The sequence below is a fragment of the Microbacterium esteraromaticum genome (genome assembly GCF_017303215.1).
GTDB classification, from domain to species: Bacteria; Actinomycetota; Actinomycetes; order Actinomycetales; family Microbacteriaceae; genus Microbacterium; species Microbacterium esteraromaticum_C.
Genome location: NZ_JAEMWU010000001.1, coordinates 143914 through 159225 on the forward strand (window position 1 = coordinate 143914; position 15312 = coordinate 159225).

The window sequence follows — 15312 nt, forward strand, 5'->3', positions numbered from 1 at the left end:
GGCGATCGCCGGTCGGTCAGACCCGCTTGCGCACCTCTCGGCCCGAGCCGAAGCGGTCGAGAGCACCGGTAGCCGCGAGGCCCCGGGCGAGCAGCCAGCCGAGCAGACCGGCGAGTACGGCGCCCGAGATGACGGTGCAGATCAGGTAGACGACGGTGAAGGCTGCGTCGGCACCCGCGAACCACAGGATCATGTTGTTGATCCCGCCCAGCAGGGCGGCGCCGGCGCCGGCGAGCATCGCCACGGGCAGCGACCAGACACGGTATGCGAAGAGCAGGAAGATCAGTTCGGCGCCGAGGCCCTGCACGAGTCCGGCCTCAATGGTGAGGAACCCGCCCCACTGCGCGCCGGCCAGGGCCGAGACGACGGCGGCGAGGGTCTCGACGTAGATCGCAGCGCCGGCCTTGCGGATGATGAGGCCACCCAGCACGCCGGCGATCAGCCACGGCCCGTCGAGCAGTCCCTGCACGCCGGGCAGCAGCGGGTCGAGCAGCGCCTTGGGGCCGAGGTAGCCAACGTTCCACAGCAGGAACAGAACACCGCAGGCGACGCCCAGCACGCTGGCGACGACGATGTCGACGATGCGCCAGCGCCAGATCTCGGGGCGCATACGCCCCGTGTTCGTGGACGCGGAACTGGACGTGGACGTGCTCATAGGAACTCCTCCCTGCGCCGGCATGATCCGGATCAGGTTCGACGGTCGAAGCGCTCTTCGCTTCCTCTCAGCCCGGCGGTCCGGACTCCCGTGGTGGTTCATCGATCATATCCCGCCGACCGCACACAGGGACGTTGGGTAGCGTGGACGGGTGACCACCTCCCCCGAGTCCACGCGCCCCGCCACGCGCCGTGAACTGCGCGAGCGTGCCCACCCGCAGACGACGGAGTCCTCTCGTGCTCCGTTGCCCGCATTCGGTGACACACTGCGCACTCCTGACAACACCGTCATTGATGACGTGCCCGCCCCGAACGACGACGCCGTCGACGACGCCGAACGCTTCTCAGACGCGCCACCCCTGGGCGACACGCGGGCTTCCGCCCCGTCGTGGGATACCGGTTTCGCCGCGTATGCCGTCGATACTGTCGCTGTGGACGCCGTCGAGAACGACCCGGAGCCGGCATTCCTCAGCGCCTTCGACGATAACGATGCTCCGACGCGCGAGAATCCGGTGCTCTCTCCGAACGCCAGCGAGCCCGACGGCACCGCCGTCGGTTCGGATGCTGCGGACGAGACCTCTGCGCCGCAAACGGCTTGGGCGGATGAGAAGCGGCCACCGACCGCACTGACCTGGCTCGATACCGCGACGTTGCAGGCTGAGTCGCTGCCGGAGCCCCTGAGCCCGCCCGACCTCTTCGACGGCGCACGTCTGGCGCCGAGCTGGCGACGCCCGGGAGTGCTGATCCCCCTCGGGATCGTCGGAACCCTGTGCGGCGCATACGTCGCCTCGACTCTGCTGTGGCCGCTCGACGCGGTCGCTCCTGCAGCGGCCGCCGTGAAGACGGAGATCGCGCCGGCAGAAGCGGCAGCGCTCACCTGGCCGGAGACCGGCAGCGCCGCCGTCGCGGTAGAGGGAATCGGGCCCGCCTCATCGACGACCGAGCGCGACGAGATCGCCAGCATCACGAAAGTCGCCACGGTGCTGATGATCCTCGACGAGCTGCCGCTGCAGCCCGGCGAGCAGGGGCCGAGCTTCGACTTCGACTACGGCGACACGCTGGAGTACTGGCAGTACCGCAACATGGACCAGTCGGCGCTCGATGTGCCGGTGGGCGGCACTCTGACCCAGTACCAGATGCTGCAGGGCATTCTGCTCGGCTCTGCCAACAACTACACCGACCGCCTGTCGGATGAGATCTGGGGTTCGGACTGGGCGTTCTCGCAGGCATCCAAGAAGTGGCTGAGTGATCACGGCCTCGGTGGGATCACTCTCGAGTCACCCTCCGGTTTCGACCGGGACAACACCGCCTCGCCCGCAGATCTGACCAAGCTGGGTCAGTTGGCCATGAAGAACCCGGTGGTCGCCGAGATCGTCGCGACGCGTTCGGCGGATATCCCTGGTGCGGGCACGGTCGAGAACACCAACGGCATGCTCGAGGATGCCGGTGTGGTGGGCATCAAGACCGGCACCCTGTCGCACTGGAACCTGCTGACGGCCAAGGACGTGCCCGTCGGCGGCACGACGGTGCGCGTCTACGCCTCGGTGCTCGGCCAGGACGACGATGACACCCGCCTCGCCGTGACGCGGCAGCTGTTCGCCGAGGTCGAGAAGTCGCTCGCCGAGCAGCCCGTCGCGGTACCGGCCGGCAGCGTGGTCGGACACGTCACCACCGAGTGGGGCGGTCGCGTCGAGATCGTGACGGATGCTGACGCCCAGGTCGTGCTCTGGAACGGCGCGACGGCCACCGCCGGCACCGAACTCGATCTCGGGGATGCCACGCAGCCCGGCACCGTGGTGGGCACGCTCACCGTCGATGGCCCGACCGGAACCGCCGAAACGTCGGTCTCGCTCGCCGATGAGGTCGCGCCGCCGAGCATCTGGTGGCGTCTGACGCACCCGATGGCGCTGTTCGGTATCGACGGAAACTGAGACTGCTCTGAGACGAGAGCGCCCGCCCCGACTTCCGGGGCGGGCGCTCTCGCGTTTAGGTTCGACGAGTCAGTCCTGGCGGGCCTCGGCGGCGCCGACCTCGACGTCCTCCGCGGCATCGCCGGTGACGATCACGGGGATCGATCCGGTCATGGCCTCTTCGGCGTCGATATCGGTCGCGGCCTGCTCGAACTGCGACTGGTACAGGCGCCAGTAGGCGCCCTGCTGCGCGATCAGCTGCTCGTGGTCACCCTGCTCGACGATGTCGCCGTGCTCCATCACCAGGATCAAGTCGGCATCGCGGATCGTCGACAGCCGGTGCGCGATCACGAACGAGGTGCGTCCCTCGCGCAGTGCCGCCATGGCGTGCTGCAGCAGCACCTCGGTGCGGGTGTCGACCGCGCTGGTCGCCTCGTCGAGGATGAGGATCGACGGCTGTGCGACGAAGGCCCGTGCGATCGTGATCAGCTGCCGCTCACCGGCCGACACGTTCGAGGCGTCCTCATCGAGCACGGTCTCGTATCCCTCGGGGAGCGAGTGCACGAAGCGGTCGACGTACGTCGCCTCGGCGGCCGCGACGATCTCGTCGTCGGACGCCGACGCGTTGCCGTAGCGGATGTTCTCGCGGATGCTGCCGCCGAACAGCCACGGATCCTGCAGCACCATGCCCGTGCGGCCGCGCAGGTCGTCACGCGTCATCTGTGCGATGTCCTGCCCGTCGAGCAGGATGCGTCCGGAGTCGAGCTCGTAGAACCGCATGATGAGGTTCACCAGCGTCGTCTTCCCGGCGCCGGTCGGGCCGACGATCGCGACGGTCTGCCCGGGTTCGACCCGGAACGACAGGTCGGTGATCAGCGGTCGGTCGGGGGTGTACGAGAACGCGACGTGCTCGAACTCGATCACGCCGTGCCCGTCGGCCACCGTCGGGGCGTCCTCGTCGTCGGGATCCTGCTCGTCCGCGTCGAGGAAGTTGAACACGCGCTCGGCAGAGGCGGTTCCCGACTGCACGACCGCGGCCATGCCGCCCAGTTCGCTCAGCGGCTGGCTGAACTGCTGCGAGTACTGGATGAACGCCTGCACGTCGCCCAGCCGCAGGTTTCCACTGGCGACCATCAGTCCGCCGAGCACTGCGATGCCGACGTAGGTGAGGTTTCCGACGAAGGTCATCGCGGGCATGATGATGCCCGACAGGAACTGCGCCTTGAAGCTCGCCTGGAACAGCTCTTCGTTCTCGGCTTGGAACTTGTCGAGGGCGTCCTGCTCGCGGCCGAACACCTTGACCAGTGCGTGGCCCGAGAACGACTCCTCGACCCGGGCGTTGAGCCTGCCGACCTTGCGCCACTGCATGCCGAAGGCCTTCTGCGAGCGCGGCCCGATGACACCGAAGATGATGCCCATCAGCGGCAGCGAGATCAGCGCGACCAGCGCCAGCTGCCACGAGATCGAGAACATCATGATCAGCACACCGATCACGGTCAGCACCGACGTGAGCGCCCCCGACAGCGACTGCTGCATCGTCTGGGTGATGTTGTCGATGTCGTTGGTGACGCGCGAGATCAGCTCGCCGCGTTGCACCTTGTCGAAGTACGACAGCGGCAGGCGGTTGATCTTCGCCTCGACGCTCTCACGCAGGCGCCACATGGTGCGCACCATGATCACGTTGATCACGTAGCCCTGGATCCAGCTCAACAGCGCGGCGACGATGTAGATCGCCATCACCGCGATGATGATCCAGCGCAGGCGCTCGAAGTCGACGCCGTCGCCGACCTGGAAGTCGGCCATCGCTCCGACCATGTTGGCGAAGTCGTCCTGGCCGGCGGCGCGCAGCGCCTCGACGACCTGATCCTTGCTGGTGCCCGGTGGGAAGCCGGGTGCGCCGCCCATTCCGGTGGCGAGCATGTTCGAGACGAAGCCCTCGTAGACGATGTTGGTCGCTTCGCCGAGCACCTTCGGGGCGATCACGGCGAGCACGACGCCGATCGCACCGAGGAATGAGACGAAGACGAACCAGACCGCCGACGGCTTGAGCAATCCGATCATGCGGGCGAAGCTCTTGCCGAAGTTGTCGGCCTTGCCCGCGGCCGGGCCGTCCCATCCGCCGCCGTCGAGGCGCGCCTGCTCGGCGAGTTCGGCCTCGTAGGCCTCGTCGCCGGTCGCGTCGGTTGCTTCGGTGGACGTCATCGTGGTGTCTTTCGCGTCGCTCATGCGTCCACCCCCAGCTGCGAATCGACGATCTCTCGATAGGTCTCGCTGCTGGCGAGCAACTCGTCGTGGGTGCCGACGCCGGCGAGTGCGCCGTCTTCGATCACGACGATGCGGTCGGCATCGGTGATGGTCGACACGCGCTGCGCGACGACGATCTTGGTCACGTCCGGCAGCTCGCGCCACAGCGCCTGGCGCAGCCGGGCATCCGTGGTCAGGTCGAGCGCCGAGAACGAGTCGTCGAACACGAGCACCTTCGGCTGATGCACGATCGCCCTGGCGATCGCGAGGCGCTGCCGCTGACCACCTGAGACGTTTGTGCCGCCCTGGGCGATGCGCGATTCGAGCCCCTCGGGCATCTCTTCGACGAAGTCACGCCCCTGAGCGATCTCAAGGGCCTTCCAGAGTTCCTCGTCGGTCGCGTCCTCGCGGCCGTAGCGCAGGTTGGATGCCACCGTGCCGGTGAACAGGAACGGACGCTGCGGCACCAGACCGATGTCCTGCCAGAGCGCGTCGACGTCGGCCTCTCGCACGTCGACACCGCCGACGCGCACGGCACCGCCGGTGACGTCGAACAGTCGCGGGATGAGCGAGACCAGGGTGGTCTTGCCCGAGCCGGTCGACCCGATGATCGCCACGGTCTCGCCGGGCGCCGCGCCGAAGCTGATGCCGCTGAGCACGGGCGCCTCGGCGCCGGGGTAGGTGAACTCGACGTCGTCGAAGACGACGGCCCCGGGCTCGGGGAACTCGGTGGTGCCGTTCTCGGGGCGGGTCATCGACGCCTCGGCGTCGAGCACCTCACCGACGCGCTCGGCCGAGACCGCAGCGCGCGGGATCATCATCGCCATGAAGCTCGACATGATCACGCCCATCATGATCTGGCCGATGTACTGCATGAACGCGAACAGGGTGCCGACCTCGACACCGCCCTGGTTGATCTCGATGCCGCCGAACCAGATCACCGCGACCACGGTGACGTTGAGGATCAGCATGAACAGCGGGAACAGCAGCACGAACAGCGAGCCGATCTTGCGGCCCAGCACCATCAGGTCGGTGTTCGCGAGACGGAACCGCTGTTCTTCGATGCGCTCGCGCACGAAGGCACGCACGACGCGCACACCCGTGAGTTGCTCGCGCATGATGCGGTTGACGGTGTCGAGCTTGCTCTGGTTCGCGCGGAACAGCGGCACCATGCGGCTGATGATCAGCACGGCGACGACGAGCAGCACGGGAACCGACACGGCGATCAGCCAGCTCAGGCCGACATCGGTCTGCACCGCCATGATGATGCCGCCGATGGCCAGCAGCGGCGCGGTCACGAACATCGTCGCGCCCATCATCGCCAGCATCTGCACCTGCTGCACGTCGTTGGTGTTGCGGGTGATCAGCGAGCCGGCGCCGAACTGCGAGACCTCACGCTCGGAGAACCCGCTCACACGCGAGAAGACGTCGGCGCGAATGTCACGGCCGACCGACATGGCGGCCTTCGCGGCGAAGTACGTCGCGATGATCGAGGCGAGGATCTGACCGAGCGAGACGGTCAGCATGAAGGCGCCGTGCGACCAGATGTAGCCGATGTCGGCACGGGCCACGCCCTTGTCGATGATGTCGGCGTTCAGGCGCGGCAGGTACAGCGATGCCATGGCGCTGGCGAACTGGAACACCAGCACGCCCAAGAGCAGCCATCGGTATCTGGAGAGATAGCGGACGAGGATTTTTCCCAGCACAGGCGGACTTCCTTGCGAGATTCAGTGGGGCCGAGAAGGGGCCACAGGTTAGCGTGCCACGATCCACCGACATTCGTATCCCCCTGGAGGATGACCTTCGCTGACAGCGAAACGCACGAATAGACTCGCTGAAGCGATGCGAAGGGAACACATGCGCGACGACGAGACGGCCGCACCCGCGGTTCTGATGGTGTGCGACTACTCGCTGCAGTACCTCGGCGGCGCGCAGACCGCGTTCCTGCGACAGGCCGAGGCGCTGGCAGATGAGGGCGTCCGCGTGGTGGTGCTCGCGCCCGATGCCGACTCCCTCGCCCTGCGCAGGGCGGACGCCGCGATGTCGGATGCCGTCCGGCATCCGATCGTCACGATCGCACCACCCCGGCGCGGGACCATCCCGGTGCTCGATCTGCCGCTGCTCGGCCGCGCCGGTGATCTCGAGCCGCTCGTGGCCGCCACCATTCGCCGGCACGGCGTCGGCGCCGTCGTCGTGCATTCGGAGTTCGCGCTGGCAGCCGCTGCGATCGCCGTCGCCGCGCGCACGGGCATCCCCTCTCTGCACACGGTGCACACGTTCTTCTGGCGCGCGCCCGCCGTTCTCGCGCCGTTCTCGCCGATCGTGACGAGGGTGCATGCGACACTCACCGGCATCCGCGAGGGCAAGCGCTTCACCGGCAGCCACCCGCTCAACAACGCGCTGCGCACGATGACCCTGCGCGTCGCCGAGCGCGCCGACATCGTCCTCTCCCCCTCCAAGCATCAGGCCGAAGCACTGCGCGAGGCCGGCGCCGGACGCGTTGAGGCGTTCTCGAACGTGGCGCAGCCGCTGCGCCTGGCATCCGCCCCCTCCGCAGACGGTCCGCTCCGGTTGCTGTGGGTCGCGCGGTTCGCGCCCGAGAAGCGCCTCGACGTCGCGCTCGACGCGATGCGTCTCGTGGTCGACCGGCTCGGCCCCGACCGTGTACGTCTCGACGTGGCCGGCGGCACGCACCGTGCCGTGCCGGGCGTCGAGTTCCACGGCCCCGTCCCGGGTGAGCGCGTGGGTGAGCTGATGGATGCCGCCGATGCCGCGCTGATCACCTCGCACGGGTTCGACAACCAGCCCATGGTCGCTCTGGAGGCCTTCGCGCACGGGCGCCCGGTCATCGTCAGCGATCCGGTGCTCGCGACAGAGTTCGGCGACGCCGCGCTGGGCACGCCGACCCCGGATGCCGCCGGGCTGGCCGATCTGATCCTGCGCCTGGAAGCGGACCGCGGTGTGCTCGCCGCGCACCGCGAGGCCGCCGTGGCCTATGCCGACGAGCGCCAGCCGGCCGCGCACGTCGCGCGTCTGCAGCAGCTCATCGCCTCGGTCTGACGCGACTCACGCCCCGCCGGCAGGTACGGATGGCGGGAGATTGAACGGTGGGCGGTGGATCCATCGGCTTCTCGCCCGCCAGTTGTGCATTCCTCCCGCCAACCGTGCGCGGCTCCGATCAGAACAGCGGCGTCTCGGGCACGAACTCGCGCGCCCCCGCGCCCGCGGCATCCGCCAGCTCGGCGATCGTCGCGGGCTGCCACTTCGGCTGACGATCCTTGTCGACGAGCTGCGCGCGGATGCCCTCGACCAGGTCGGGGTGGTGGTGGGCGAACCACATCACTCGGCGGTACTCGCCGACCAGTGCCTCACGCACGCCGCTCATCGTGCGTGCTTCGCGCACCGCGTCGAGCGTGACGGCGAGTCCGGTGGGCGAGAGCTCTTCGAGCGTCGCGAGGGCGGATGCCGCCCCCGGGGCATCCGATGCGCGCAGGCGCTCGACGATCTCACCGACAGTGTCGGCCGAGAACGCCTCGTCGACCCACGCCCGGTCATCGGGCAGCGACGACGGCTCCGGAGTCTCATCGAACAGCAGCACCAGCTCATTCGGTGTGCCGGGGTCGGCGCGGTGCGCAAGCGCGTCGCGCACGGCGTCGAGGTTCTCGGACGGCACGAAGTGATCCGCGAAGCCGAGGTGGATGGCATCCGCCCCGTTCATGCTGCGCCCGGTGAGCCCGAAGTACTCACCCATGCGTCCCGGAGCGCGACCCAGCAGCCACGTGCCGCCGACGTCGGGGGTGAAGCCGATGCGCGTCTCGGGCATCGCGAGGCGCGACCGTTCGGTGACGACCCGCACGGCGGCGTGGCCGGCCAAGCCGATGCCACCGCCCATCGTGATGCCGTCGGCGAAGACGACGACCGGCTTCGGGTACTCGGCGATGAGCGCGTTCATGGCGTACTCGGCACGGAAGAAGTCGGCCACCCGATCGGCGTGACCCGACACGATCTGGTCGTACAGCGCACGCACATCGCCGCCGGCGCACAGACCGCGATCACCCGAGCCGTCGATGAGAACGGTCTGCACATCGCTGTCGTCGATCCAGGCGATCAGGGCCGCCGTGATCTGCTCGATCATGCCCAGGTCGAGGGCGTTGATCGCCCGCGGACGGTTCAGGGTGATGCGTCCCAGGGAGTTCTCGGTGCGCACGAGGACGGTGGCTTCTTCGACGTCTGTCACGATCGTCAGGCTACTCGGCTTCGCGTTCCGCACGCATTTTCCGGTGCGGGATGGGCGTTTCCCGGCAGGTGAGCCGTCGATTCTGCAGGATTTCCGCGAAGATGGGATGAACTGGCAGACAACAGGGGGAATCACCATGCCTGAAGGACAGGTGCTTGAGTTCACCGGCGTCACCAAGCGTTTCAACACGGTGACCGCGGTCTCAGAGCTCTCCGTGCGCGTCGAACCGGGAGTTGTGACCGGGTTCCTCGGACCGAACGGTGCCGGCAAGACCACCTCGCTGCGGATCATGCTGGGCCAGATCAAACCGACCTCCGGCACGGCCACGATCGGCGGAGTCCCCTATTCCGACCTGCGCCAGCCGCTGCGCACCGTCGGCGCGGTCCTCGAAGAGTCCGCGTACCGTCCGCGCCGCTCGGCGATGCGCCACCTGCTGATCGCGGCCAAGGCCAACGGAATCCCCGTCGAACGCGTCGAAGAGGTGCTGCGCCTCGTCGGACTGCAGGATGACGCCGACACACGTCTGGGCAGCTACTCCCTGGGAATGCGCCAGCGCCTGGCCGTCGCGACCGCGCTGCTCGGCGACCCCGGCGTGCTGGTGCTCGACGAGCCCGCGAACGGACTCGACCCCGAGGGCATCCGCTGGATGCGCCTGCTGATGCGCCGGCTCGCCGACGAGGGACGCACCGTGCTCGTGTCTTCGCACGTGCTCAGCGAGATCGAACAGGTCGCCGACAACGTCGTGGTGCTCTCGCGCGGACGCGCGGTCTTCTCGGGCAGCATGGATGAACTCGCCGATCCTTCCGGCGGCGCCGTGGTCGTGGATGCCACCGACCGCGCCGCGCTGGTGACGGCGCTGACCACGGCCGGACTGAGCTTCGATCTGTTGCGCTCGGGCGTCACGGTGCGCGATTCGGATGCCGCCCGCGTCGGCGCCCTCGCCGCCGAGGCCGGCATCGCCTTGAGCACGCTCCAGCAGCGCGGCCCGAGCCTGGAAGAGGTCTTCCTCGACCTCGTCTACGGGCGCCGCGCCGACAGCCCGCGCCTGGATCAGGTCGCGAACCCCGTCGCGCACGCCCCCGAGAACTCCGCTGACCCGGTCGGCGACGCCGCACTGGTCGCGGGCGGGGTTCCGCTCGCAGGAGCGGCCGCCGTGATCGCCGACGGCGGCGTCGTCGCCGCAGCCGGCGTCGGATACGGCACCGCGCCGATCGACATCGTGCGCCCGGAGGACTCCGAATCGGATGCCGCTGAGCCAGCGGATGCTGCGGATGAGGCACCCGCCGAAGAGGCACCCGCCGAGGAGACCGAGACCGTCGGTGACGACGCCGCACCGATCGAGGGCACAGCCGCCGACGCTGGTGTGGCCGAGGACGCGTCCGAGGCCGAGGCAACCGGCACCGACGCCGCCGTACGCGAGGATGCCGCGACGCACAGCGACGACACAGAGCCGACCGGGCTCGAAACTCCTGTGATCGATGAGCAGCCGGTCACGGGCGAGACCACGGCCGTCGACGACGCAGCGCCGACTCCTACCGACGAATCGTCCCCTGCCGACGACATCTCCGCGACGGTCAGCGCGCTGTTCGGCGACGCGGCACCCGTTGCCGACGCTGCGCACCACGAGCCACTGCCGGCCGAGGGCTCTACCGCAGAAGACGCCGCCCCGAGCGACGACGCCACGTCTGACGAGTCCGCGCCCGAATCGCACGACGAGCATGATCCGGTCGACGAGACCGCCGCTGCCGACGAGAGCGACTCCACCGATGACGAGGTGCCGAGTGACGAGGCACCGGCTGACGAGGCGCCGGCTGACGAAGCAGAGCGCACCGACGAGCACGTGCAGGCAGACGGTGAGCCGAACGCCGACGCCGCACCGGTGGTCACCGAGATCATCGACGAGATCGACATCACGGAGGCGTGGGCTCCGCGTACGGCCGATGCGACAGCATCCGATGAAGCCGACGCTGAGGTTCCCGGCGTTCTGCCCCTGGCGACCGAAGCGGTCTCGCTGCCACCATCGCCCACGGTGACGTCGTTCACCGAGCTGATCACGGGAATCCCGGCCGATTCGGCCGACGAAGCCGCACCCGCGACCGAAGCGATCTCGGTCGAGGCTCTGTCGGTGCTGCACGACGACGATGACGACTCGACCGTTGATGACGACGAGGACGACCCGCGTCTCGCCGCGATGCGCACCTCACTGTCGTCGGCGGCCAGCCGGTTCTTCGATGGCCCGGCGCCGGATTACCCCTACACGCGGGCCGATATCCGCGCCAGTGCCCACGCGGCCGAGCAGGCCGCGGTCGCCGCTGAAGCCGCGCAGCCGGAACAGACCGACTCCGAGCAGACCGACTCCGCACAGGACGACTCCGCACAGGACGACCAGGCCGCAGACACGGACCGCGACGAGAACGCTCGCGACTGACAGCCGCCGCGTGCCCTGCTCAGGCGGGGCGCGGGCGGATGACCGGACGCTGGGGCTTCAGCGTGGGGATCGGCGCCGTCGAGGCGATGTCGACGACGTCCTCGGGATGCTCGGTGACGTCCAGGCGCAGGGCCTGGGTGAGCGCCAGCCCGTGTCGGGTGGTAAGGATCAGCCGCTGGTACTGCGGGTCACCGTCGAGATCGATCACGACACTCGGACGCCGGCGGCGGATCAGCACGAAATCGGTCGTCCCCGCGCCCTTCCAGGTTCCCGCGGCCAGGATGCCGGGAATGTACGTGCCCGGTCCCGGTACTCCGCGCATCCAGGTCCAGGCGTCCTCCGTCAGCTGCACCTTCGTGATGTGCTCGCGCTCGACGCGCACATTGTCGCGGTGGAACGTCGACGCCCGCTCGATCGGGGACAGCACGACTTCCAGTCGTGTCTGATCCAACAGCAACGTCACCATGTCTCCAGTGTGCCAGCGCAGTCCGGTCGGATGCTGGCGACTTGCTCACAGGACCGCAACGATACTTCTGTGGCCATCCACAACGTCGGAAATCCCAGATGATGTGATCGCCCGTCGGCGCGTCGCGCCATGACACGCCGCGTCACCGGCATCCGCTCTGGGATTTCCGACACCACCCGCACGGCGACACCACCCGCGCGGGCTGGACGACGCTCAGGCCGAAGCGGCCGCGGCAGCGGCGGCCGGCAGCGCAGCCTCGATCGCGGCGAGTTCCTGCTCGCCGTGCGCCGCGGTGAGGAACCACGCCTCGAACACGCTCGGCGGCAGCGCCACGCCCTGCTCGCGCATCGCGTGGAAGAACGGCGCATAGCGGAACGACTCCTGCGCCTGAGCCTGCGCGTAGTCACGCGGCACGTCGGCGGCGAAGGCGACACCGAACAGGTTTCCGGCGCGCGGCACGCTGTGCACGACGCCGGCGTCCGTCAGCGCGGCATCGAGAGCGGATGCCAGACGCTCGGCTGCCCGGTCGATACCGGCGTACACCTCGGGCGTCGCCAGTCGCAATGTGGTGAGCCCTGCGGCGACCGACAGCGGGTTCCCCGACAGCGTGCCCGCCTGATAGACGGGCCCCACCGGAGCGAGCAGATCCATCACCTCGGTGCGACCACCGAGCGCGGCGAGCGGCATACCCCCGCCGACGACCTTGCCGAAGGTGATGATGTCGGGCTGGTAGGTCTCGCCGGCCTCCTGCTGCAGACCCCAGAATCCAGCGGGGTGCACCCGGAAACCGGTGAGCACCTCATCGAGGATCATCAGGGCCCCGTGCGCATGCGCGGTCTCGGCGATCAGACGGTTGAAGCCCGGCAGCGGGGGCACGACGCCCATGTTGGCCGAGGCGGCCTCGACGATCACCGCGGCGATACGGTCGCCGTGCTCGGCGAAGACCGCCGCCAGCGCGTCAGGGTCGTTGTAGTCGATGACGAGGGTCTGCGCGGCGATCGGAGCCGGAACGCCCGCGGACCCGGGCAGCGCGAGCGTCGCGACGCCCGAACCGGCGGCGGCCAGCAGGCCGTCGGAGTGACCGTGGTAGTGGCCGGCGAACTTCACCAGCAGATCGCGGCCGGTGGCTCCGCGGGCGAGGCGGATGGCCGTCATCGTCGCCTCGGTGCCCGTTGACACCAGGCGCACGCGCTCGACCGAACGCGCGTCACCATGACGCACGCGCTCCGAGATCAGCTGGGCGAGTTCGACCTCACCTTCGGTGGGTGCGCCGAACGACAGCCCCCGCGTCGCGGCCTGCTGCACCGCGTCGACGACCTCGGGGTGCGCGTGGCCGAGCAGCGCGGGCCCCCATGAGGCGACGAGGTCGAGGTAGGTGCGGCCGGCGGCGTCGGTCACCGTCGCGCCGGAGGCGGATGCCAGGAATCGCGGCGTCCCGCCGACAGAGCCGTATGCGCGTACCGGCGAGTTCACGCCCCCGGGAATCACGGCACGGGCGGCGTCGAACAGGGAGTCATTGCGGTCGCTCATGATCTCCAGCGTAGGACCTGCCCCTATGCGCCCCGTCAAGGAAGCGCGGCGGGACTCGGCCTAGCGGGTACGCAGCCAGTGAGCCGCTTCGGCGGCCCAGTACGTGAGCACCGCGTCGGCTCCGGCACGGCGGATCGACGTCAGCGACTCCAGGATCGCGGCGCGGCGGTCGATCCAGCCGTTCGCGGCCGCGGCCTCGATCATCGCGTACTCACCGGATACCTGATACGCCCACACGGGCACGTCGACGGCGTCGCGCACCTCGCGCAGCACATCGAGGAACCCCATCGCGGGCTTGACCATCACGATGTCGGCGCCCTCGTCCTGATCGAACAGCGCTTCACGCACGCCCTCACGACGGTTGCCGGGATCCATCTGGTAGGTGCGTCGGTCGCCCTGCAACTGCGAATCGACGGCCTCGCGGAACGGCCCGTAGAACGCACTGGCGTACTTGGCCGAGTAGGCCAGCAGCAGCACATCGGTGAAGTCTTCTTCGTCCAGCGCCTGACGCACGGCTGCAACCTGGCCGTCCATCATGCCGCTCAGACCGAGCAGTTGAGACCCCGCTCTGGCCTGTGCGAGCGCCATGGCGGTGTAGCGCTCGAGAGTGGCGTCATTGTCGACGACGGTGCCCGATGCGCTCAGGACCCCGCAGTGCCCGTGATCGGTGAACTCATCCAGGCACAGGTCGGTCTGCACGACCAGCGCATCGCCCACCTCAGCGGCGAGGGCCTCCGTCGCGACGTTCAGGATGCCCTTCGGGTCGTCGGCGCCCGAGCCAGTGGCATCACGTCGGGCGGGCACACCGAACAGCATCACTCCGCCGAGGCCGAGAGCGGCAGCATCCGCCGCCGCCGCCTTCAGCGAGTCGAGCGTGTGCTGCACGACGCCGGGCATCGAACCGATCGCGGCGGGCTCGGTGAGCCCCTCTCGCACGAACATCGGCAGCACGAGCTGACGCGCCTCCAGCGAGGTCTCACGCACGAGCTCGCGCACGGGCGCGGACTGACGCAACCGGCGCAACCGCGCCTCAGGAAAACGGCTCACGGCGCGAACTCATCGGCGGCGTGCGGAAGCGTGAAGTGCGACACCGTCTCGATCAACGCGTCGACGGTCTGCTTGTCGGCGATGGCGGCGATGGTCAGGCCCGCACGGCGGGCGTCGTTCGCGGTGCGGGGGCCGATAGCCGCCAGCAACGTGCTGTCGGGGATCTCGGGGAACTGCTCGCGCACCTGCCCGGCGACCGAGCCACTGGTGATGAGGATCGCGTTGATCCGCCCGTTCTCGACGTCACGGCGGATGCGGTCGGTGACCGGCACGCCCACCGTGCGGTAGGCAACCACGCTGTCGACGTCGTGCCCGGCATCCTTGAGCATGACCGACAGCACCGGCTTGGCGATCTCACTGCGCAGCGACAGCACACGCCGGGGGTCGGGCTCCAGGGCGATCATCTGCTCGGCCATACCGGCCGCCGAATTGTCGAGATCGGGCACAAGCGCCACCTCGTAGCCGACGGCCTGCAGAGCGGCCGCGGTGGTCTCGCCGACGGCCGCGATCCTGGTGCTGCGCGGCACCTCCACGCGGTGTGCAAAGAGCACATCGACGGTGGTGGCGCTGGTGATGGTGAGCCAGTCGTACTCCCCCGCGGCCAGTCGCGCCAGGGCGGCGTCCAGCGCGTCCTGGTCGGTCGTGGGGGCGAAGTTGATCAGCGGTGCCACCACCGGCACGGCGCCTTGCGAGCGCAGGCTCGCAGCGACACTGTCACCCCACGGGCCACCACGGGGTACGAGAACTCGCCAGCCGTCCAGCGGCCGGGCCGTCTTTGTTTCGGAAGCAGTCATCA

At 69.0% G+C, this 15312-nt stretch carries 11 protein-coding genes and 1 riboswitch; of the genes, 3 read left to right on the forward strand and 8 right to left on the reverse strand.

Annotated features, from left to right (window positions below; genetic code table 11):
- Positions 1-16 precede the first annotated feature (16 nt).
- Positions 17-655: an ECF transporter S component gene (locus JF543_RS00670; RefSeq protein ID WP_206821536.1), complete on the reverse strand. Its 639-nt coding sequence runs from the start codon at positions 653-655 to the stop codon at positions 17-19.
- Positions 648-757, reverse strand: a riboswitch (TPP riboswitch). It overlaps the preceding gene by 8 nt.
- Before the next feature lie 49 nt (positions 758-806).
- Here JF543_RS00670 and JF543_RS14310 point away from each other — a divergent pair.
- A complete protein-coding gene (locus JF543_RS14310; protein ID WP_206822454.1) occupies positions 807-2585 on the forward strand; it encodes a D-alanyl-D-alanine carboxypeptidase in 1779 nt (592 codons plus the stop codon).
- Between the two features lie 69 nt (positions 2586-2654).
- Here JF543_RS14310 and JF543_RS00680 read toward each other — a convergent pair whose 3' ends face one another.
- Both JF543_RS00680 and JF543_RS00685 read right to left on the reverse strand, forming a co-directional pair.
- A complete protein-coding gene (locus JF543_RS00680) occupies positions 2655-4790 on the reverse strand; it encodes an ABC transporter ATP-binding protein (RefSeq protein ID WP_242519357.1) in 2136 nt (711 codons plus the stop codon).
- A complete protein-coding gene (locus JF543_RS00685) occupies positions 4787-6514 on the reverse strand; it encodes an ABC transporter transmembrane domain-containing protein (RefSeq protein WP_206821534.1) in 1728 nt (575 codons plus the stop codon). Before JF543_RS00685 ends, JF543_RS00680 begins: the two co-directional genes overlap by 4 nt.
- 136 nt (positions 6515-6650) lie before the next feature.
- Here JF543_RS00685 and JF543_RS00690 point away from each other — a divergent pair, with 136 nt between their 5' ends.
- Positions 6651-7868: a glycosyltransferase family 4 protein gene (locus tag JF543_RS00690; RefSeq protein ID WP_242519358.1), complete on the forward strand. Its 1218-nt coding sequence runs from the start codon at positions 6651-6653 to the stop codon at positions 7866-7868.
- 118 nt (positions 7869-7986) lie between these two features.
- Here the strand turns inward: JF543_RS00690 and JF543_RS00695 are convergent, their stop codons facing one another.
- Complete coding sequence (locus tag JF543_RS00695; protein ID WP_206822455.1) at positions 7987-9045, reverse strand: 3-hydroxyisobutyryl-CoA hydrolase; 1059 nt, start codon at positions 9043-9045, stop codon at positions 7987-7989.
- A 136-nt stretch (positions 9046-9181) separates the two neighbouring features.
- On the opposite strand from JF543_RS00695, the gene JF543_RS00700 reads away from it, so the two are divergent.
- Positions 9182-11473, forward strand: a complete 2292-nt coding sequence (locus tag JF543_RS00700) for an ATP-binding cassette domain-containing protein (RefSeq protein WP_206822456.1) — start codon at positions 9182-9184, stop codon at positions 11471-11473.
- Positions 11474-11492: 19 nt separating this feature from the next.
- Here the strand turns inward: JF543_RS00700 and JF543_RS00705 are convergent, their stop codons facing one another.
- From JF543_RS00705 to JF543_RS00720, 4 genes are all read right to left on the reverse strand, one after another.
- Entirely contained in the window at positions 11493-11939 is a 447-nt protein-coding gene (locus JF543_RS00705) for a hypothetical protein (protein WP_179409788.1), read from the reverse strand.
- Between the two features lie 213 nt (positions 11940-12152).
- Entirely contained in the window at positions 12153-13469 is a 1317-nt protein-coding gene (hemL, locus tag JF543_RS00710; RefSeq protein WP_206822457.1) for a glutamate-1-semialdehyde 2,1-aminomutase, read from the reverse strand.
- 60 nt (positions 13470-13529) lie between these two features.
- On the reverse strand, positions 13530-14516 hold the full coding sequence (hemB, locus tag JF543_RS00715) for a porphobilinogen synthase (RefSeq protein ID WP_179409786.1): 987 nt from the start codon (positions 14514-14516) through the stop codon (positions 13530-13532).
- Positions 14513-15310 carry a uroporphyrinogen-III synthase gene (locus JF543_RS00720; protein WP_179409785.1) on the reverse strand — a complete coding sequence of 266 codons (798 nt, stop codon included), beginning with the start codon at positions 15308-15310 and terminating at the stop codon, positions 14513-14515. Before JF543_RS00720 ends, hemB begins: the two co-directional genes overlap by 4 nt.
- Between the last annotated feature and the right edge of the window lie 2 nt (positions 15311-15312).